Here is a 22306-nt window from a genome sequence, read left to right on the forward strand (position 1 = left end):
CCGCAATCCGGTCGTACCACCCGGACGGGTGGTCTAGCTTGTTGTGTGGCCCCGGTCACACGGGAGTATACGATCGAACGGGGGTCCGATCGCGGCGCCGCACGCCCGGCGGCACCGGGGTCGCCCCTCGCACGCGATGTCGGGGGACACACGCCGATCACGGCCAACAACATCGCTTTCGGAGGGGACATGTCGCTGCGACACCGTCGTCCGCAGATACCGGCCGGAGCTTTTCCACTGTCGTCCGCGCAACGAGCCATCTGGTTCGCGCAGCAGCTCGCACCCGAGGTGCCGGTGTGTATCGCGCAGTACGTCGATCTGCGCGGCGCCCCGGACCTGGATCTGCTGCGCCGCTGCGGATACCGCGCCGGCGCCGAGTTCCAGTCGGCCTATCTGCGGGTCGTCGACGTCGACGGTGAGCCCGTCCAGTACGTCGACCCCGCCGTCGAGGAGCGCACCGAGATCCCACTGCTCGACTTCCGCGGTCACCCCGACCCGATGGCGGCGGCGCACGCCTGGATGACCGCCGACTACGCCACCCCGGTCGATCTGGCCACCGACCTGCTGGTGAACATGACGCTCCTGCAGGTCGCCGACGACCGGTTCCTCTGGTACGCCCGCATCCACCACGTGGCCCTCGACGGGTTCGCGGCGATGACGATGGTCAACCGGATCGCCGCGCTGTACACCGCGCAGGTGCAGGGCCGCGAACCCGCACCGTCCCGCGCCGCCGACCTGCGCGCCCTCTACGACTGGGACCGCGAGTACCGCACCTCCGAGCGCTACCGCACCGACCGCGACTACTGGATCGAACGGGTCGCCGGACTCGAGGACGGCTCCACCCTGGCCCGGCGCGACGCCCCCACCGCCGCGGTGTCGCTGCTGTCGAGCCGCACCCTGCCGGACGCACTCGTCGACGCCCTGACCGCCGTGGACGACGAACCGGGCCTGTCGTCGACGGCCGCGGTGGTCGCGGCGTTCGCGTGCTATCTGGCCCGCCTGACCGGCCGCGACGACGTGATGATCAACCTGCCGGTCTTCGCCCGCACCACCGCCGTGGCCCGCCGCTCCGGCGGCATGCTCGTCAACACCGCACCGCTGCGCATCTTCCTCGACCCGCGCGACACCCGTACCGATCTGGTGCGGCGGGTGCAACTCGAGCTCACCGGGGCGCTGCGGCACCAGCGGTTCAGCCTCGAGGACATCCGCCGCGAGACCGGCGCGGCCGGCGACCCGCACCGCTATGCCGGGCCGATGGTCAACGTCATGCTGTTCCGGCAGGAGATCGTGCTCGGCGACATCCGCGGCGAATTCCACATCATGACCTCCGGTCCCGTCGAGGACCTGCTGGTCAACATCTATCAGAGCGGCGACCCGGCACGGACCTATCTCGACTTCCGCGGCAACCCGCACCGCTACGACGAGGACGAACTGCACACCCACCACGACCGGTTCGTCGACCTGCTCGGCGAGTTCCTGCGCAGCGCACCCGGCCGGGCGGTCACCGCGATCCATCCGGCCAGCGTGGCACTGGCGGAGCAGCGTCGCCGGGCCGCGGCCACCGCCGACTACTGGCGGGAGCAGCTCGCCGGCGCCCCCGACCGGTCGGAGCTACCCCGCCCGGTCACCGCACCCGCCACCGACACCCCCGCCGACGTCGAAGACCGGTTGGCGGTGACCGCCGCGGCACTCGCCGCGCGGTTCGCCCCCGCCGACGACGACGCCCCGGACGCCACGGTCGCCGCGGTGCTGCACGCCGCGACCGCCGTGCTCACCGCCCGGTTGACCGGTCACGACGACGTCCTCCTCGGCGTCGCCCGCGACGGCGTGGTGCTGCCGCTGCGGATCGATATCGACCCGGCCGAACCCTTCGCCGAGCTGGTGCGCCGCGTCCGCACCCTCGGCGAGCAACTCACCGCCCACGCCGACGTCGACCCGGCCGTGCTCACCCGCCTCGCCCCGTCGGTCCCGGTGGTGCTGTCCCTCGACGACCCCACCCCGCACACCGAGGCGATGGCCGCGGCGGTGCACCTGGCGATCGACACCAGCGACACCGTCCTGCGGGTCCGCACCGGCTACCGGCCCGACCAGGTGGACGCGGGCATCGCCCTCACCACCGGCCGGCGGCTCGGCCGCGCCCTGACCGCGGTGCTCACCGATCCGTGGCTGCCCACCGGGGACCTGCCGTTCGTCGGCGGCGACGAGGTGGCCGGGCTGGTCCCCGCGCACGGTGACCCGGCCCGCTCCGCGCAGACCCTGCCGGAGATCCTCGGGGCGGTCGCCGCGGTCGTGCCGGACACCGACGCGGTGGTGTGCGAGGATCGCCGCCTGACCTACCGTGAACTCGACGAATGGTCCAACCGGCTCGCCCGCGTCCTCGTCGCCGCCGGCGCCGGGCCGGAGACCTTCGTCGCCGTCGGCATCGTCCGGTCCGTCGAGTCGGTGGCCGTGATCTGGGCGGTCGCCAAGTCCGGGGCCGCCTTCGTGCCCGTCGACCCGAACTATCCGGCCGAACGCATCGAGTACATGCTCACCGACTGCGGGGCGCTGCTGGGTCTGACCACCGCCGCGCACCGCGACGAGCTGCCCGACACGGTGCCCTGGCTGGTCCTCGACGATCCGGATCTCGATGCGCGGATCGGGCAGGCGAGCGCCGACCCGATCACCGACGACGACCGCCCGGCCACGCTGCTGTTCGACCATCCCGCCTATCTGATCTACACCTCCGGCTCGACCGGACGCCCCAAGGGGGTGGTGGTGCCGCACCGCGGCCTGGCGAACCTGTCGGCGACCCTGCACACCCGCCTGGCCCCACCCCCGGCGGCGCGGGTGTCGCACTTCTCCTCGCCGAGCTTCGACGCGTCGATCTTCGAGTACATGACCGCCTTCGGCATCGGCGCGACCCTCGTGGTGGTGCCCGCCCACGTCTACGGCGGCGCCGAACTCGGCGCCGTGCTCCGCGACGAGCACGTCACCCACCTGTTCTCCACCCCGGCCGCGCTCGCGTCGGTCGATCCCACCGAACTCGGCTGCGAGGTGGTCACGGTGGCGGGGGAGACGTGTCCGCCGGAGCTGGTGACGCGCTGGGCGCCCGGCCGGCGCATGTTCAACGCGTACGGGCCCACCGAGACCACCATCGTCTGCAATATCACCGGCACCCTGAAGCCGGGTGAACGCATCACCATCGGCAGCCCGGTGTGCGGGATCGACGAACTGATCCTCGACGGCCGGCTGCATCCGGTGCCGGTCGGGGTGGCGGGGGAGCTGTACATCGCCGGACCGGGTGTGACCCGCGGCTATCTCCACCGGCCCGGCCTGACCGCGACCCGGTTCGTCGCCGACCCTTTCGGCCCGCCCGGCAGCCGCATGTACCGCACCGGCGACGTCAGCCGCTGGCATCTGTCCGGCGGCGACCGGGTCGCCCGCAGCGGTAGGGACCGTCCGCCGACCGTGGAGTATCTCGGCCGCTCCGACTTCCAGGTCAAGATCCGCGGCTTCCGCATCGAACTCGGCGAGATCGACGCGGCGCTGAGCGACCAGGACGGTATCGCGTTCGCGGTCACCCTCGGCCGCACCGCCCCCTCCGGCGAACCGATGTTGGTGTCCTATCTGCTGCCCGAACCCGGTTACGGCCTCGACTCCGAGGCGGTGCTCGCCGCGCTCGGGCAGCGGCTGCCCGCCCACATGGTGCCGGCCGCGGTCGTCGTGCTCGACGAGATCCCGCTGACCGCCGTCGGCAAACTCGACCGCACGGCGTTGCCCGAACCGGTCTTCGGCGGCACCGGCGGCGGTGCCGCGGCGGCGATGTCGCCCACCGAGACCGTCCTCGCCGCGATCTTCGCCGATCGGCTCGGTGTCGCCGAGGTCGGCGCCGACGACAGTTTCTTCGAGCTCGGCGGCAACTCGCTGGTCGCCACCCGGGTGATTTCCCGCATCAACGACGCCTTCGGCACCGATCTGGGGGTGCGGGCGCTGTTCGAGGCCCCCACGGTGCGGGCGCTGGCCGCGAACCTGCCCGCCGGTGACGACGTCGACCGGCCCGCCCCGACACCGGTGCTTCCGCGCCCGCATCCCGTCCCGGTCTCCGCCGCCCAGCAGCGCCTGTGGTTCGTCGACCAGCTCGATCCGACGTCCGCCGCCTACAACATCCCGGTCGCGCTGCGGTTGCGTGGTCACCTCGACCCGGCGGCGCTGCTCGCGGCGACCACCGATGTGCTCGCCCGGCACGAGGCGCTGCGCACCGTCTACCCGGCCACCCCCGCCGGACCGATCCAGCAGGTGCTGCCCGTCGACGCGCTCGCCGTGGATCTCACCCCGACCCCCACCACCGATCTCGACGGCGACGTCGCCGCGGTGGTCGCGGCCGGTTTCGACGTCACCGTCGACCCGCCGCTGCGGATGCGGCTGTTCCGCATCGCCGACGACGAGCACGTGCTCGCCGTGGTGGTGCACCACATCGCCGCCGACGGGGCGTCGCTGGCCCCGCTGTCCCGGGATCTGGTCACCGCCTACGCTGCCCGCGCCGCCGGCACCGCCCCCGACTGGGCGCCGCTGCCGCTGCAGTACGCCGACTACACCCTGTGGTTCGCGCAGCTGCTCGGCGACGTCGACGACCCCGCCTCCCGCGCCGCCCGGCAACTCGAGTACTGGCGGGAGATCCTCGCCGGCGCCCCCGAGCTGCTGGCGCTGCCCACCGACCGGCCCCGCCCGCCGCAGCAGTCCTTCCGCGGCGCCGGCGTCGACGTCGAGATCGACCCCGGCCTGTTCGGGCGGATCCGGCAGCTCGCCCACGCCCACACCGCCACCGAGTTCATGGTCGTGCACGCCGCCCTGGCGGTGCTGCTCGCCCGCCTGTCCGGTGGCGACGACATCGTCGTCGGCAGTCCCGTCGCCGGGCGCAGCCACCGCCACCTCGACGATCTGGTCGGCATGTTCGTCAACACCGTCGCGCTGCGCACCGCGGTGCCCGCCGAGCTGCCGTTCGCCGAGTTCCTCACCACCGTGCGCGACACCGACCTGACGGCCTTCGCGCACACCGACCTGCCGTTCGACCGGCTCGTCGACGCGGTGGTGCCGGCCCGCTCGGCGGCGTACTCGCCGCTGTTCCAGGTCATGCTCGCCTTCGCCGACACCACCGGCGCCCACCTGATCCTGCCCGGCCTCGACGTCGATATCACCGAGATCGACACGCACACCACCAAATTCGATCTGCACCTGCAGCTCGGCGCGGTCGCCGACGACACCGGCCGCACCACCTGGCTGCGCGGGGCCCTGTCCTACGCCACCGACCTGTTCGACCCGCGCACCGCCACCGCGATCGCCGAGCGACTCGTGCGGCTGCTCGAGACGGTCACCGCCGACCCGGCCGTGCCCGTCGGGGACGTGGACCTGCTCACCGCCGACGAACGCCGCACCGTCCTCGAGGTGTGGAACGCCACCACCGCCGACACCGGGCCGATCACCACCCTGGGGGCGGTGTTCGCCGCGCAGGTCGCCGCGACCCCGCACGCCCCGGCCGTCACCGTCGACGGCCGCACCCTCGGCTACGCCGACTTCGACGCGGTCACCAACCGGCTCGCCCGGCGGCTGCTGCGCGCCGGCGCCGGCCCCGACCGGGTGATCGCGCTGGCCGTCCCACGCTCCCTCGAGCTGCTCGTCGGCATGTACGCGATCGTCAAGAGCGGCGCCGCCTATCTGCCGCTCGACCCCGAGCATCCCACCGAACGACTGCGGTACGTCCTGGACACCGCCGCCCCCGTCGCGGTGCTCACCACCGGCGACGTCGCCGCCGTCGTGCCGGACACCGGCGCGGAGATGCTGCGGCTCGACCGACTCGACCTCGACGACGAATCCCCGGCCGCCCTGACCCCGGCGGACCGGCCGGAGCCGGCCGGCGCGCACCTGGCGTACGTGATCTTCACGTCCGGGTCCACCGGCCGCCCCAAGGGGGTGGCGGTGCCGCACGCGGCGATCGTCAACCGGCTGCGGTGGATGCAGCACAGCTATCCGCTGACGGCCACCGACACGGTGGTGCAGAAGACCCCCGCCACCTTCGACGTGTCGGTGTGGGAGTTCTTCTGGCCGCTGCAGGTCGGGGCGCGGCTGGTCGTCGCCGCCCCCGGCGGGCACCGCGATCCCGGTTATCTGCTGCGGCTGTTCGCCGAGGAGCGGGTCACCGTGGCGCATTTCGTGCCGTCGATGCTCGCGGTGTTCGTCGACGCCCTGCACCGCCACGACCGGAAGCCGATCACGTTGCGGCACGTGTTCGCGTCGGGGGAGGCGCTGCCCGCCGAGACCGCCGCCGCGCTGCGGGAGGCGTTGCCGCCCACCGCCCTGCACAATCTGTACGGGCCCACCGAAGCCGCGGTGGACGTCACCGCGTGGACCAGCACCGACACCGACCACGGGGCGGTGCCGATCGGCCGGCCGGTGTGGAACACCCGCACCCATGTGCTCGACGCGCGGCTGCATCCGGTGCCCGCCGGCGCCGTCGGCGAACTGTATCTCGCGGGGATCCAGCTCGCCCGCGGCTACCTCCACCGTCCCGGCCTGAGCGCCGACCGGTTCGTCGCCGACCCCTACGGCGCGCCGGGGGAACGGATGTACCGCACCGGGGATCTGGCCACCCGCCGCGCCGACGGCACCCTGATGTATCTGGGGCGCACCGACTTCCAGGTCAAGATCCGCGGTCTGCGCATCGAACTCGGGGAGATCGAGCAGGTGCTGCGCGCCCGCGCCGAGATCGGGCAGGCGGTGGTGCTCGTCCACCACGGCGCCGACGACCGGCTCACCGGCTATCTCGTGCCCACCCCGGGCCGCAGCATCGACACCACCGCGGTCACCGCCGACCTCGCCGCGCGGCTACCGGACTACATGGTGCCCGCCGCCCTCGTCGTCCTCGACGCGCTGCCCGTCGGCCCCAACGGCAAACTCGACCGGGCCGCGCTGCCCGCCCCGCCGGCCGCCACCGCCGCGGGTGGCTACCGGGCGCCGCGCACCCCCACCGAACAGCTCGTCGCCACCGTCTTCGCCGATCTGCTCGACGTCGGCCCGGTCGGCGCCGACGACCACTTCCTCGACCTCGGCGGCACCTCCCTGCTCGCCATGCGCGCCGCGGCGCGCCTGGCCGCGGACACCGGCAGCGACCTCGGCATCCGGGAGATCTTCGATCATCCGGTGGTCGCCGATCTCGCCGCCCACCTCGACCGGCCGGACCGCGCCGACGCCGGGCGCGGCGCACCCGTGGCCGGGCCGCGCCCCGACCCGATCCCGCTGTCCCCGGCGCAGCAGCGCATGTGGTTCGTCAACCAGTTCGACACCACCTCCCCGGCCTACAACATCGCCGTCGCCCTGCGGCTGTCCGGCCGGCTCGACCAGGCGGCGCTGCACCACGCCATCGGCGATGTCGTCGCCCGGCACGAATCGCTGCGCACCCGCTATCCGCTCGCCGACGACGGACCCGTGCAGGTGGTGGTGCCCGCCGCGGCCGCCGTCCCCGACCTGGTCGTGCTCACCGTCGACGACGGCACCGAGGTCGACGACACCGACCTCGACAGCCGGCTCACCCCGATCCTCGCCGCCGGTTTCGACGTGGCCACCGAGATCCCCATCCGCATCCGGGTGCTCGCGCTGTCCGAGGACGAGCACGTGCTCGTGCTCGTCGCCCACCACATCGCCGCCGACGGCTTCTCCATGGGGCCGCTGGCCCGCGACGTCATCGCCGCCTACAGCGCCCGCCACGACGGGCAGACCCCGCAGTGGCCACCGCTGCCGGCGCAGTACGTCGACTACACCCTCTGGCAGCATCGGGTGCTCGGCGACGACACCGACCCGGCCTCCCTCGCCGCCGCACAGCTCCGGTTCTGGCGCGACGCCCTCGACGGCGCCCCCGACCTGCTCGAACTGCCGCTGGACCGGCCCCGCCCGGTGCAACCGTCGCGGCGCGGGGCCCGCATCCCGTTCACCCTCGACGCCGCCGCCCACCGGCGACTGCTCGACATCGCCCGCGCCCACGACGCGTCGGTGTTCATGCTGGTGCACGCCGCGCTGACGGTGCTGCTCGCCCGGCTGTCCGGCAGCGACGACATCGTCGTCGGCACCCCCGTCGCCGGGCGCGGGCACCGCGCCCTCGACGACCTGGTGGGCATGTTCGTCAACACCGTGGTGCTGCGCACCCGGGTCGACGACGACGAACCGTTCAGCGCGCTGCTCGACCGCATCCGCACCGGCGACCTGACCGCCTTCGGGCACACCGAGGTGCCGTTCGAGCGGCTCGTCGAGGTCCTCGACCCGCCCCGCTCGACCGCCTACACCCCGCTGTTCCAGGTGCTGCTCGAATTCCAGGACACCGAACGCCCCGAGATCGAACTGCCCGACCTGACGGTCCGCGCCCTCGACCTCGAGCCGATGCTGGCCCTGTTCGACCTGCAACTGTCGATCGCCGAGACCACCGACGCCGCCGGCCCCGCCGGGATCCGCGGCGCCTTCACCTACGCCACCGACCTGTTCGACGCCGACACCGTCGCCTCGTTCGCCGACCGCTTCGTGCGGATCGTCGAGGCCATCACCGCTGCCCCCGACCTCGCGGTCGGCAGCATCGACATCGTCACCGACCGGGAACTGGCCGATCTGACCCCGGCGCGGGGTCTGCCGCCGGTCTCGCCGCAGCTGTGGCCGGAACTGCTCACCTCGGTCGCCGCGATCCTGCCCGACGCGGTCGCCCTGCGTTTCGCCGACCGGCAGATCACCTACGCCGAGCTCGACGCCTGGTCCACCCGCCTGGCGCGGCTGCTCGTCGAGGAGTACCGACTCGGACCGGAAACCGTCGTCGCCCTCGCCCTGACCCGCTCGCTCGAATCGGTGGCGGTGGTCTGGGCGGTGACCAAGACCGGTGCGGCCTTCGTGCCCGTCGACCCCGCCTACCCCCCGGAACGGGTGAGCTACATGCTCACCGACAGCGCCGCCGCCCTCGGCATCACCACCGCCGCGCACCGCGCCGCGCTGCCGGTGCAGGTGCCGTGGCTGGTGCTCGACGACCCGGCCGTCACCGACCGGATCGCCGCAGCGGACACCGCCCCGATCACCGACGCCGACCGCACCGCCCCGCTGCACTTCGACCACCCGGCCTACCTCATCTACACCTCCGGCTCCACCGGCCGCCCCAAGGGCGTGGTCGTCACCCACCGCGGCATGACCAACCTCAACGCCGAGGTGCGCAGCCACTTCACCATCACCCACCACGCCCGCGTCTCGCATCTGGCGTCGCCGAGCTTCGACGCGTCGATCTTCGAGTTCACCAAGGCGTTCTGCGCCGGCGCGACCCTGGTGATCGTGCCGCCGGACGTCTACGGCGGCGACGAACTCGCCCGGCTGCTGCGCGAGGAGAAGGTCACCCACGCCTTCATCACCCCCACCGCGCTGGCCTCCCTCGACCCCACCGGACTCGACGACCTCGAGGTGCTCGTCGTCGCCGGCGAGGCCTGCCCCCCGGAGCTGGTGGCGCGCTGGGCGCCGGGGCGCCGCATGTTCAACGGCTACGGCCCGTCCGAGGCCACCATCGAAACCAGCGTCAGCCCGCCCCTGCGGCCCGGGCACACCGTCACCATCGGCGCTCCCGCCGTCGGCTTCCACCAGGCCGTCCTCGACGACCGGCTGCGGCCCGTCCCGGTCGGGGTGGCCGGGGAGCTGTACATCGCCGGAGCGGGTGTGGCCCGCGGCTACCACCGCCGCCCCGACCTGACCGCCACCCGGTTCGTCGCCGACCCCTACGGCGACCCCGGCGAACGCATGTACCGCACCGGTGATGTGGTGCGGTGGCGGCACGACGGCACCGTCGAATATCTCGGCCGCTCCGACTTCCAGGTCAAGGTCCGCGGCTTCCGCATCGAACTCGGTGAGATCGACGCCGCCCTCACCGCCCACGACGCGATCGCCTTCGCCCACACCATCGGGCACACCGCCCCCAGCGGCGACACCGTGCTCGTGTCCTATGTGCTGCCCGATCTCACCGACACCACTGCCGGGCAGATCGATCCGCGGGCGCTGCGCGCCTGGGCCGCGGCCCGGCTACCCGGCCACATGGTGCCCGCCGCCGTGGTGCTGCTCGACGAGCTGCCACTGACCCCGGTCGGCAAACTCGACCGCCGCGCCCTGCCCGTGCCGGATCTGACCCGTCTCGGCGGCGACTACCGCGCCCCGAGCACCGACCTCGAGGCCACCGTCGCCGAGATCGTCGCCGAGATCCTCGGCCACCCCCAGGTCTCCGTCGACGACAACTTCTTCGATCTCGGCGGCAACTCGCTGATCGCCACCCGCGTCGTCGCCCGCCTCAACGCCGCGCTCGGCACCGACGCCGGGGTGCGCGCGGTGTTCGAGGCCCCCACGGTGCGGGCGCTGGCCGCGCGGATCCTCGACGACCACGGCGGGCACGGCCGGGTGCCGCTGGTCGCCGCCGAACGCCCGGAGCGGCTGCCGCTGTCCCCGGCGCAGCAACGCATGTGGTTCGTCAACCAGTTCGACACCACCTCCGCCGCCTACAACATCCCCCTGGCCATCCGCCTGTCCGGCCGCCTCGACGTCGCGGCGCTCACCGCGGCGGTGCGCGACGTGCTCGACCGGCACGAGAGCCTGCGCACCTGGTATCCCGGCGACGAACACGGCCCGCGGCAGGTGATCGTGGACACCGACCGGGTCCTGCCGGTCCTGACCGCCCGGCCGGTCACCGCCGAGGAGTTGCCCCCCGCACTCGGCGAGTTCGTCGGCGCCGGTTTCGACGTGGCCGCGGCGGTGCCGGTGCGGCTGCGGCTGTGGCGCCTCGACGAGCACACCCATGTGCTCGCGGTGGTGGTGCACCACATCGCCGCCGACGGCTCGTCGATGGCGCCGCTGGCCCGCGACCTGATGCTCGCCTACACCGCCCGCACCACCGGCACCGCCCCGGACCGGGCGCCGCTGCCGGTGCAGTACGCCGACTACGCGCTGTGGCAACGCCGCCTGCTCGGCGACCCGGACGACCCGGCCTCCCTCGCCGCCACCCAGCTGCAATTCTGGCGCGACACCCTCGCCGACGCCCCCGAACTGCTGCCGCTGCCCACCGACCGGCCCCGCCCCACCCAGCGCAGCTTCCGCGGCGCCCTGCACCACTTCACCGTGCCCACCGCCGTGCAGCGACGCCTCGAGGCGCTGGCCGCCGAGCACGACACCACCGTGTTCATGGCCGTACACGCCGGGTTCGCGGCGCTGCTGGCCCGCCTGACCGGCACATCCGACATCGTCATCGGCTCCCCGGTCGCCGGCCGCGGGCACCGCGCCCTCGACGACCTGGTCGGCATGTTCGTCAACACCGTGGTGCTGCGCACCCCCGTCGACGGCGCCCTGTCGTTCACCGATCATCTGCACCGCACCCGCGAGATCGACCTGGCGGCCTTCGGCCACACCGAGCTGCCCTTCGAGACCCTCGTCGACGTGCTCGCCCCGGCCCGCGAGACCGACCGGTCCCCGCTGTTCCAGGTGGTCCTCGAATACGGCAACACCGAACCCGCCCGGCTGGTGTTGCCCGAGCTGGAAGTCGACGCCCTCGACCCGGAGCTGCCGGTCGCCAAGTTCGACCTGCAACTGACCCTGCAGAACACCGACCCCGGCGCTGCGGGGGAGACGGGCGGGATACCGGCGGCGTTCACCTACGCCACCGACCTGTTCGATCCCACCACCGTCGCCTCCTTCGCGCAGCGGCTGGTGCGGCTGCTCGACGCGGTCACCGCCGACCCGCACCGCCCGATCGGCGACGTCGATCTGCTCACCGCCGACGAACGCCCCGCCGCACCCGTCCCGCCCCACCGGGTCCCGGACAGTTTGCTCGACGTCTACGCCCGCGGCGCCGGACGCGATCCGGCCGCCACCGCGGTCACCGCCCCCGACGGATCGCTGCGTTACGCCGAACTCACCGACCGGGTGCAGCGCCTGGCCCGGCTGCTCACCGAGCACGGCGCCGGCCCGGACCGGCTCGTCGCGGTCGCATTGCCGCGCGGCACCGACCTGATCGTCGCGTTGCTCGCCGTGCTGCACAGCGGCGCCGCCTATCTGCCCGTCGACGTGGCGTTCCCCCCGGATCGGCTGGCGTACATGTTCGACGACGCGGCCCCGGTGTGCCTGCTCACCACCGCCGAGCACGCCGCCGGTCTCCCGCCGCACACCCCGCCGATCGTGGACCTGCACGACCCGGCCGTGCGCACCCGCCTCACCGAGATGCCCACCGGCGCAGACGGACTGCCGCAGGTGCATCCGGATGCCGCGGCGTACGTCATCTACACCTCCGGCTCCACCGGCCGCCCCAAGGGCGTGGTGGTGCCACACCGCACCGTCGTCACCCTGCTCACCGACACCACCGAGATGTTCGGCTTCGACGCCGCCGATGTGTGGACGCTGTTCCACTCCTACGCCTTCGACTTCTCGGTGTGGGAACTGTGGGGGGCGCTCGCCCACGGCGCCCGGCTCGTAGTCGTCGACTACCACACCGCCCGCAACCCGCAGGAGTTCCTGGCACTGCTGCGCCGCGAACGGGTCACCGTGCTCAACCAGACCCCGACGGCCTTCTACCAGCTCATCGACGCCGACCGCGCCGCCGCCGACCTGCCGGCGCTGCGCCGGGTCGTCTTCGGTGGGGAAGCCCTCGACTTCGCGCAGCTCGACCGCTGGTACCGGCGCCACGACGACACCGCCCCGACGCTGGTGAACATGTACGGCATCACCGAGACCACCGTGCACGTCACCGCCCGCACCATCACCCGCGACCTCGCCGCCACCGCCGCGGCCAGCCTGATCGGAGCGCCGCTGCCGTCGCTGCGCCTGCACATCCTCGACAGCCGGCTGCATCCGGTGCCCACCGGGGTGATCGGCGAACTGTACGTCTCCGGCGCCCAGCTCTCGCGCGGCTATCTGCGCCGTCCCGATCTGACCGCCACCCGGTTCGTCGCCGACCCGCACGGCACCTCCGGGCAGCGGCTCTACCGCACCGGTGACCTGGCGCGGCGTACCCGCGACGGCGAGATCGAATATCTCGGCCGCGCCGACTTCCAGGTGCAGCTGCGCGGCTTCCGCATCGAACTCGGCGAGATCGAAGCGGCACTGCTGCGCGCCCCCGGCGTCGCCCGCGCCGTGGTCGTCGTACACACCGCCCCGGGCACCACCACCGAACGTCTGGTCGGGTACGTGGTGCCCGAGACCGGCCACGATCTCGACGTCGACGTGGTGCTGAACCACGCCGCCGGGCAGCTCGCCGCGTACATGCTGCCGTCCACCCTGGTGGTGCTGGACACCCTGCCGGTCACCGCCACCGGCAAACTCGACCGGCGCGCGCTGCCCGCCCCCGACTTCGCCGCCCGCACCACCGTCTCCCGCGCCCCGGCGCGCGGCCCCGAAACCGTCCTCGTCGAACTGTTCGCGCAGGTCCTGGGTCTGCCCACGGTGGGGGTGGACGATTCGTTCTTCGCTCTCGGCGGCGACTCGATCATGTCCATCCAACTGGTGTCCCGCGCCAAGGCGGCCGGCCTGGACCTGACCCCCCGCGCGGTGTTCGAACACAAGACCCCCGCCGCGCTCGCCGCCGTCGTCGGCACCGCCGCCCCCACCGAGACCCTTGCGGAGCTACCCGGCGGCGGGGTCGGCGACCTGCCGCTGCCGCCGATCGCGCACTGGATGCTCGACCGCGGCGGCAGCATCGGCCGCTATTCGCAGGCACTGCTGCTGCGTCTGCCCACCGGCCTGGACGCGGCGACGCTGCGCGCGATCGTCACCGCCGTCCTCGACCGGCACGACATGCTGCGGGTGCAGCTGCGGCCGGCGCCGGACACCCCCGGCGGGCACCTGCTGCACGTCCCCGCGCCGGGCAGCGTCGACGCCGGTACCGTCATCCACCGGGTGCCGGTCACCAGCGCCGCCGACAGCGACGAGTTCTTCGCCCTGGCCGCCACCGAACTCGACGCCGCCGCCGACCGGCTGGACCCGTATCGCGGGCGGGTGGTGCAGCTGGTGTGGTTCGACACCGCCAGCGGCGCCGGCCGGTTGCTCGTCGTCATCCACCATCTCGCCGTCGACGGGGTGTCTTGGCGCATCCTGGTGCCCGACCTGGCCGCCGCGTGGGCGGCCACCGCGACCGGTGCCGGTGCGCTGCTGCCCCCACCCACCGGCACCAGCGTGCGCCGCTGGGCGCACGCCCTGCGCGACGCCGCCCCCACCCGCCGCACCGAACTCGATTTCTGGCGCCGGGTGCTCGACGGACCGAACCCGCCGCTGGGACACCGGGCCTTCGATCCGGTGCGCGACACCAACGCCACCGTCACCACCCTCACCACCGCACTGCCCACCGCCGTCACCGAGGCGCTGCTCACCGCCGTGCCCACCGCCTTCCACGGCGCCGTCGACCACGGGCTGCTCACCGCGCTCGCCCTGGCGGTGGCGGCCTGGCGCCGCGACCGCGGCCACGACCCCGCCTCGCTGCTGCTCAACCTCGAAGGCCACGGCCGCGACAGCACCGCCGCCGCCGGCGCCGACCTGTCCGGCACCGTCGGCTGGTTCACCACCATCCACCCGCTGCGCCTGGACCTGACCGGCATCGACCTCGACGACGCGTTCGCCGCCGGCCCGGCCGCCGGGCGCGCCGTCAAGACCGTCAAGGAACACCTCGCCGCCGTCCCCGACCACGGCACCGGCTTCGGGCTGCTGCGCCATCTCGACGCCGACACCACCGCGCGGCTCGCCGACGCCCCGGTACCGCAGGTCAGCTTCAACTATCTCGGTCGCCCCACCGCCGGGATCACCGACACCGACACCGCGTGGCTGCCCATCGACGGCTTCCCCCACGGTGGGGCGCAGAGCCCGGACATGCCCGCCGCGGCGGTGCTCGACATCAACGCCGTCACCACCGACACCCCGAACGGGCCGGTGCTCGAGGTGCACTGGTCGTATCCGGCCGGGTTGCTCGACGCCGCCGACGTCACCGCCCTCGCCGACCGGTTCGCCACCGCCGCGACCGCCCTGACCCGGCACACCCGCAGCCCGCACGCCGGGGGACTGACCCCCTCGGATCTGCCGCTGGTGCGTCTGCACCAGGACGTCATCGAACGCCTCGAGCAGCGTTACGGGCGCCTCGACACGGTGTGGCCGACCGCCCCGCTGCAGACCGGGTTGCTCTTCCACGCCCTGCTCGCCGGGGACCGCCCCGATGCGTACATCGTGCAACTGGTGCTCGACCTGCGCGGCGAGGTCGACGCGAACCGGCTGCGGCGCGCCCTGCAACTGCTGCTCGACCGGCATCCGGCGCTGCGCGCGGCGTTCCCCGCCGCCGGGGACGGGCACGTGCAGGTCGTCCCCACCCACGTGGAGGTGCCGTTCACCGTCGCCGACACCAGCGACGACCCCGACCCCGACGACGCCGCCGCCCAACTGCTCGCGCTCGATCGGCGCACCCGCTTCGACACCGAGACCGCGCCGCTGCTGCGCGCGACCGTGGTGCACACCGGCCCGGGCCGGCACCTGCTCGCAGTGACGAACCACCATCTGCTGCTCGACGGCTGGTCCACCCCGGTGCTGATCCGGGAACTGCTCGTGCTCTACACCACCGACGGCGACCTGCGGGCCCTGCCGCCGGCACCGCACTACGGCAGCTACCTGAGCTGGCTCGCCGACCGCGATCCGCACGCCTCCCTCGACGCCTACCGCCGCGCCCTGGCCGGGGTGGACGAGCCGACCCTGCTCGCCCCCCAGCACCGGCCCGGCACCACCGCCGGGATCTCCGAGGACCTCGACGTCGACCTGGACACCGCCCTGTCGGTGCGGCTGCACGACACCGCCACCGCCCGCGGCATCACCGTCAACACCCTCGTGCAGACCGCCTGGGGGCTGGTGCTCGGCGCGCTCACCGGCCGCACCGACGTGGTGTTCGGCGCGACCGTCTCCGGCCGGCCACCGCAGATCCCCGGCATCGAGGCGATGGTCGGGTTGTTCATCAACACCGTCCCGGTGCGCATCACCGTGCGGCCCGGCGACACCGTCGGCGCCCTCGTCGACCGCATCCAGGCCGAACAGGTCGCCCTGCTCGACCACCACCACCTCGACCTGGGCACCCTCGACCGGCACCTCGGCGCCGCCGTGCGCTTCGACACCCTCACCGTCTTCGAGTCGTATCCGGTCGAACGCGCCGGTCTCGACCGCGACACCGACCTCGCCGGCATGCGGGTCGCCGACATCGTCGGCCGCGACGCGGCGCACTACCCGCTGTCGGTGGTCGTGCACACCGACACCGCCGTGCACCTGCGCATGAAATACCTGCCGGAGGTCTTCGACCGCGCCGCCGTCGCCGCGATCGCCGCGCGCATCACCGCCGTCCTCGACGCGCTCACCGCCGACCCGGCCACCCCGATCACGGCGCTGCCCGCGCTCACCGCCGCCGAACAGGCCGCGTTGCTGCCCGTACACGGCCCGGCCGGCGGCAGCGACGCGACCCTGCCGCAGCTGCTGGCCGCCACCGCCGCCGCCCACCCGGACGCACCGGCGCTGCGCGACGGGCAGCGGGTCCTCACCTACCGCGAGCTCGACGAACGCTCCACCCGGCTGGCCCGGGTGCTGCTGCGCCACGGCACCGGCCCGGAGACCTTCGTCGCCCTCGGCATCGCCCGCTCGATCGAGTCGGTGACCGCGATGTGGGCGATCACCAAGACCGGGGCGGCGTTCGTGCCCGTCGACCCGCGCTACCCGGCCGAGCGGGTCGCGTTCATGCTCGACGACTGCGGCGCCACCGTCGGCCTCACCACCGCCGCGCACCGCGCGCAACTCCCCGACACGGTGCCGTGGCTGCTGCTCGACGACCTCGACCGCGACGCGGCGGGGGAGGACCCCACGACGCTCGACGACACCGACCGCCCCGTCGCGCTGCGGCTGGATCATCCCGCCTACCTGATCTACACCTCCGGCTCGACCGGCCGCCCCAAGGGGGTGCTCACCACCCACCGCAGCCTGGAGAACTTCGCCCGCGACCAGCGCAGCCGCTTCGGTGCCGGACCCGGCGCGCGGGTCATGCACGTCTCCTCACCGAGCTTCGACGCGTCGATCTTCGAATACCTCCTGGCGTTCGGGTCCGGCGCCGAACTGGTGATCGTGCCCCCGCGCATCGTCGGCGGCGCCGAACTCGGCGCGCTGCTGCGCGAGCAGCGGGTCACCCACGGGTTCATCACCCCCGCCGCGCTCGCCTCCCTCGATCCGGCGGATCTGACCGACCTCACCGATCTCGCGGTCGGTGGGGAGGCGTGGCCGGCGGACCTGCAGGTCACCTGGGCGCCCGGCCGGCGCCTCGTCGACGCCTACGGGCCCACCGAGACGACCATCATGGCCGCGATCAGCGACCCCCTGGGCGTCGACGAGCCACTGACCCTCGGCGGTCCGCTGCGCGGGGTGCACGCCGTCGTCCTCGACCCCGCGCTGCGGCCGGTGCCGTTCGGTGCCGTCGGCGAACTGTATCTGGCCGGCTGGGGCCTGGCCCGCGGCTATCACGCCCGGCCCGCGCTGACCGCCGCCCGGTTCGTCGCCGACCCCTACGGTGCCCCCGGCGAACGCATGTACCGCACCGGGGACCTGGTGCGCTGGGTCGGCGACCTCGACGCGCAGGATCTGCGCCTCGACTACATCGGGCGCAGCGACTTCCAGATCAAGATCCGCGGTTTCCGCGTCGAACTCGGCGAGATCGACGCCGTGCTCGCCGCGCACCCGAGTGTCGGCTTCGCCGCCACCGTCGCCCACCGCGCCCCCAGCGGGGAGACGGTCCTCGTCGCCCACCTGCATCCCGCGCCCGGCGCCGACATCGACCCCACCGCGGTGAAATCCCATGTCGCCGAGCGTCTTCCGGCGCACATGGTGCCCACCGTCATCAGCGTGCTCGACGAGATCCCGCTGACCCCGGTCGGCAAACTCGACCGCGCCGCGCTGCCGGCCCCGGAACTGCGCGCCGCCACCGACGACCGCCCGGCGCCCACCGACCCACTCGAGTCGCTCGTCGCCGACGAACTCGCCGAGGTGCTCGGCCTCGACCGGCTCGCCGCCGACGACAACTTCTTCGACCTCGGCGGCAACTCGCTGCTCGCCACCCGCGCCGTCGCCCGCCTCGGCGACCGGCTCGGCCGGCCCGTACCGGTGCGGGCGTTGTTCGAAGCACCGACCGTCACCGCGCTCGCCGCGCACCTCGACGAGCGGCCCGCCACCACCGACACCGCCGAACCCGCCGCCGGAACCACACTGGGCCCGGTCGCCGGGCCGCGCCCCCACCACATTCCGTTGTCCCCGGCACAGCAACGACTGTGGTTCATCAACCAGTTCGACCCGACCTCCGCGGCCTACAACATCCCCCTGGCCATCCGGCTGTCCGGACATCTGTCCCCGGCCGCGCTCGGCGCCGCCCTGCACGACCTGCTGAGCCGGCACGAGAGCCTGCGCACCGTCTACCCGGCCTCGGCCACCGGACCACACCAGCGCATCCTCGCCGCCGCCGACGCACCGCTGCCGCTGGACGTGGTGCCGGCCACCGAGGACACCGCGCCCACCGCCGTCGCCGACTTCCTCGGCGCCGGTTTCGACGTCACCGTCGACATCCCGGTGCGGGCACGGGTGTTCGCCTTCGACCGCGACGACCATCTCGCCGTGCTCGTCGTGCACCACATCGCCGCCGACGGCGGCTCCACCGGCCCGCTCGCCCGCGACCTGATGATCGCCTACGCCGCCCGCAGCCGCGGCGAGACCCCGACCTTCGGGCCGCTGCCGGTGCAGTACGCCGACTACACCCTGTGGCAGCTCGACCGGCTCGGCGACCCCGCCGCCCCCGGCAGTCTCGCCGCCGACCAGACCGCCTACTGGCAGGACCGCCTCGCGGGGCTGCCCGAGGTGCTGGCGCTGCCCACCGACCGGCCCCGACCCCCGCAGCAGTCCTTCCGCGGCGACATCACCCGTTTCACCGTCGACGCCGACCTGCTCGCCCGGCTGCAACAGCTCGCCGCCGACCGGCACAGCACCGTGTTCATGACCGTGCACGCCGCCTTCGCGGTGCTACTGGCCCGCCTGTCCGGCAGCGACGACATCGCCGTCGGCTCCCCGGTCGCCGGCCGGGGCCACCGTGCCCTCGACGAGGTGGTGGGCATGTTCGTCAACACCGTGGTGCTGCGCACCCCGGTACCCGCCGAACGGTCCTTCACCGACCTGCTCACCGCCGTCACCGACAGCGACCTCGACGCCTTCGCGCACGCCGATCTGCCCTTCGACCGGGTCGTCGACACCCTCGCCCCGACCCGCTCGACCGCGCACTCGCCGCTGTTCCAGGTCTCCCTCGAGTTCCACACCGCCGAGCTGCCCGCGGTGGAACTGCCGCACCTGAGCGTGCACGGCGTCGCGCTCGATCCGGTGGTATGCAACTTCGACCTCGAACTGCTGATCGGAAAGAACACCACGGGCGGGCTCGATGCCGCCTTCGTCTACGCCACCGACCTGTTCGACGCCGAGACGGTGCGCGGCTTCGCCGACCGCTTCGGCCGGCTGTTGCACACGATCGCCGCCGACCCGCACCGCCCCGTCGGAGACCTCGACCTGCTCACCGTCGCCGAACACACCGCGCTGGTACCCGCGATCGGGCCGCAGCCGGAACCGGCAGTGCTGTGGCCGCAGCTGCTCGACACCGCCGTCGCCGCCGCCCCGGACGCCGTCGCGGTCGTCGACGGCGACCGGCAGGTCACCTACCGCGAACTCGACGCCCGCGCCACCCGGCTCGCGCGGCGCCTGCTCGACCGCGGCGCCGGACCCGAACAGGTGATCGCCCTGGCGGTCCCGCGCTCACTCGACTCGGTCACCGCGGTGTGGGCCACGGTGCGCAGCGGCGCGGCGTTCGTGCCGGTCGATCCCACCTATCCGGCCGACCGCATCGCATTCATGCTCGGCGACAGCGCCGCGCGCATCGGCATCACCGTCGCCGCGCACCGCGACGCCCTGCCCGACGAGGTGGACTGGCTCGTCCTCGACGACCTCGACCTCATCGCCGGGCCGGTCGCACCGATCGACCACGCGGACCGGCCCGCGGTGCTGCACCCGGATCATCCCGCCTACCTGATCTACACCTCCGGCTCCACCGGCCGCCCCAAGGGCGTGACGGTCACCCACCGCGGCCTGGCCTCCCTGGCCCGGGAGGAACGCGACCGGCTGCAGGTCACCGCTGCGGCGCGGGTGTCGCATCTGGCATCGCCGAGCTTCGACGCGTCGATCTTCGAGCAGATGATGGCGCTGAGCGCGGCCGCAACCCTGGTGGTCGTGCCGCCGCACGTCTACGGCGGCGACGAGCTCGCCGCGGTGCTGCGTGCGCAGCGGGTCAGCCACGCCTTCATCACCCCCACCGCGCTGGCCTCGCTGGATCCGGACACCGTCCCCGAGCTGCACACCCTGCTCGTCGCCGGCGAAGCGCTCCCCCCGGAGCTGGTGGCGCGCTGGGCCCACTCGCGTCGCATGATCGACGCCTACGGCCCCACCGAGGCGACCATCATGACCTCCCTCGGCGACCCCCTGACGGCCGGGGAACCGGTCACCATCGGCACCCCCAGCCGCGGCTTCCGCGCGCTGGTCCTCGACGGACGGCTCCAGCCCGTGCCCGTCGGGGTGGCCGGGGAACTGTATGTCGCCGGGCCGGGTCTGGCCCGCGGCTACCACGCGCGGCCCGCGCTGACCGCGGCCCGGTTCGTGCCCGACCCCACCGGCTCGGGGGAGCGGATGTACCGCACGGGGGATCTGGTGCGGTGGACCGCCGATCATCGCCTCGACTACGTCGGCCGCACCGACTTCCAGGTCAAGATCCGCGGGTTCCGTGTCGAACTCGGCGAGATCGACACGGCGCTGACCGCGCACCCCCAGGTGGTCTTCGCCCACACTCTCGGCCACACCGCCCCGTCCGGGCAGGCCCTGCCGGTGTCCTACATCCGCCTCACCCCGAATGCCGAGGTCACCGCCGCCGAAGTGAGAACGTTCGTCGCGCAGCATCTTCCGCCGCACATGGTGCCGGCGGTGATCACCGTGCTCGACGACATCCCGCTCACCCCGGCCGGCAAACTCGACCGGGCCGCGCTGCCCGCCCCGGAGTTCACCGCCCCGGCCGGGGACTACCGGGCCCCGCGCACCGACCTCGAAAAGCTCCTCACCGACCTGTTCGCCGAACATCTCGGTCTCGACCGGGCCGGGGTCGACGACGACTTCTTCGAGCGCGGCGGCACCTCGCTACTGGCGACCCGGTTGCTGCCCGCTCTCGGGGAACGACTCGGCCGCCGGGTGCCGATCGCCTCGATCTTCACCCACCCCACCCCGGCGGAGCTCGCCGCGCACCTGAGCAGCGGCGACCCCGAGGCGAGCAACGGAATCGACGAGGCGTTCCGGGTGCTCGTCCCGCTGCGCCCCGGCACCGGCACGGCACTGTTCTGCATCCATCCCGCCGCGGGGCTGGCCTGGCCGTACAGCACCCTCGCGCACCGCCTCGACGACCGGCCCGTCTACGGACTGCAATTGCCGGCCCTGTCCGGCGGCCCACGGCACGACACCATCACCGCGCTCGCCCGCCACTACGTGCGGGAGATCCGGCGGGTGCAGCCGCACGGGCCGTACCATCTGCTCGGCTGGTCCCTCGGCGGGGTGGTCGCGCACGCCGTGGCCGTCGAACTGCGCCGCGCCGGGGAGATCGTCGACACCCTCGCGCTGCTCGACAGCCACCTGGTCGTCGGGGCGTCCCCGGCCGTCGGCACCCGCGACATGCTGCGCGATCTCGGGCTTCCCGTCGACGACGACGAGCCGAGCTTCGAGCACGCCGCCGCAGTCCTCGACGAGGCGTTCGGTGGCGGCACCGGCCTGACCGCCGCCCACCTCGAACGCCTGCACGCCGGGTCCACCGACACCGCGCGTGCCGCGCGCCGGCACGAACCGGACACCTTCGACGGGGACGCATTGTTCTTCACCGCGGCCCGCTCGGACGCCCCGATCCCGGCGGTGGCGGCCTGGCACAACGTGATCGCGGGGGAGATCCACCAATACCGCCTCGACTGCGCTCACCACGAGATGGTGAGCGCCCGGGCGGTCGAGACGATCATCGCGGTGCTGTCGGCGCGGCTGACCGAGAGCGACGCCACGCTGCGCCGCTGGGCACGCGCCGAGGTGCCGGTCGCCGCCCGCAACGGGAACCGCCGGAACTGACACCCATGTCATGCACACTATGCATGAAATGGGATGCACATTATGAGTTGGATTAATC

The 22306-nt window shown here is 73.5% G+C and carries 1 protein-coding gene; it reads left to right on the forward strand.

Annotation, left to right across the window (positions count from 1 at the left end):
* Nucleotides 1-189 precede the first annotated feature (189 nt).
* Nucleotides 190-22248 (forward strand): non-ribosomal peptide synthetase, encoded by a 22059-nt coding sequence (locus EQ874_RS12070; RefSeq protein WP_129976875.1) that lies wholly within the window; start codon nt 190-192, stop codon nt 22246-22248.
* Nucleotides 22249-22306: the final 58 nt, after the last annotated feature.

The sequence above is a fragment of the Rhodococcus sp. Q1 genome, assembly GCF_004153645.1.
Classification (GTDB): Bacteria; Actinomycetota; Actinomycetes; order Mycobacteriales; family Mycobacteriaceae; genus Rhodococcus; species Rhodococcus gordoniae.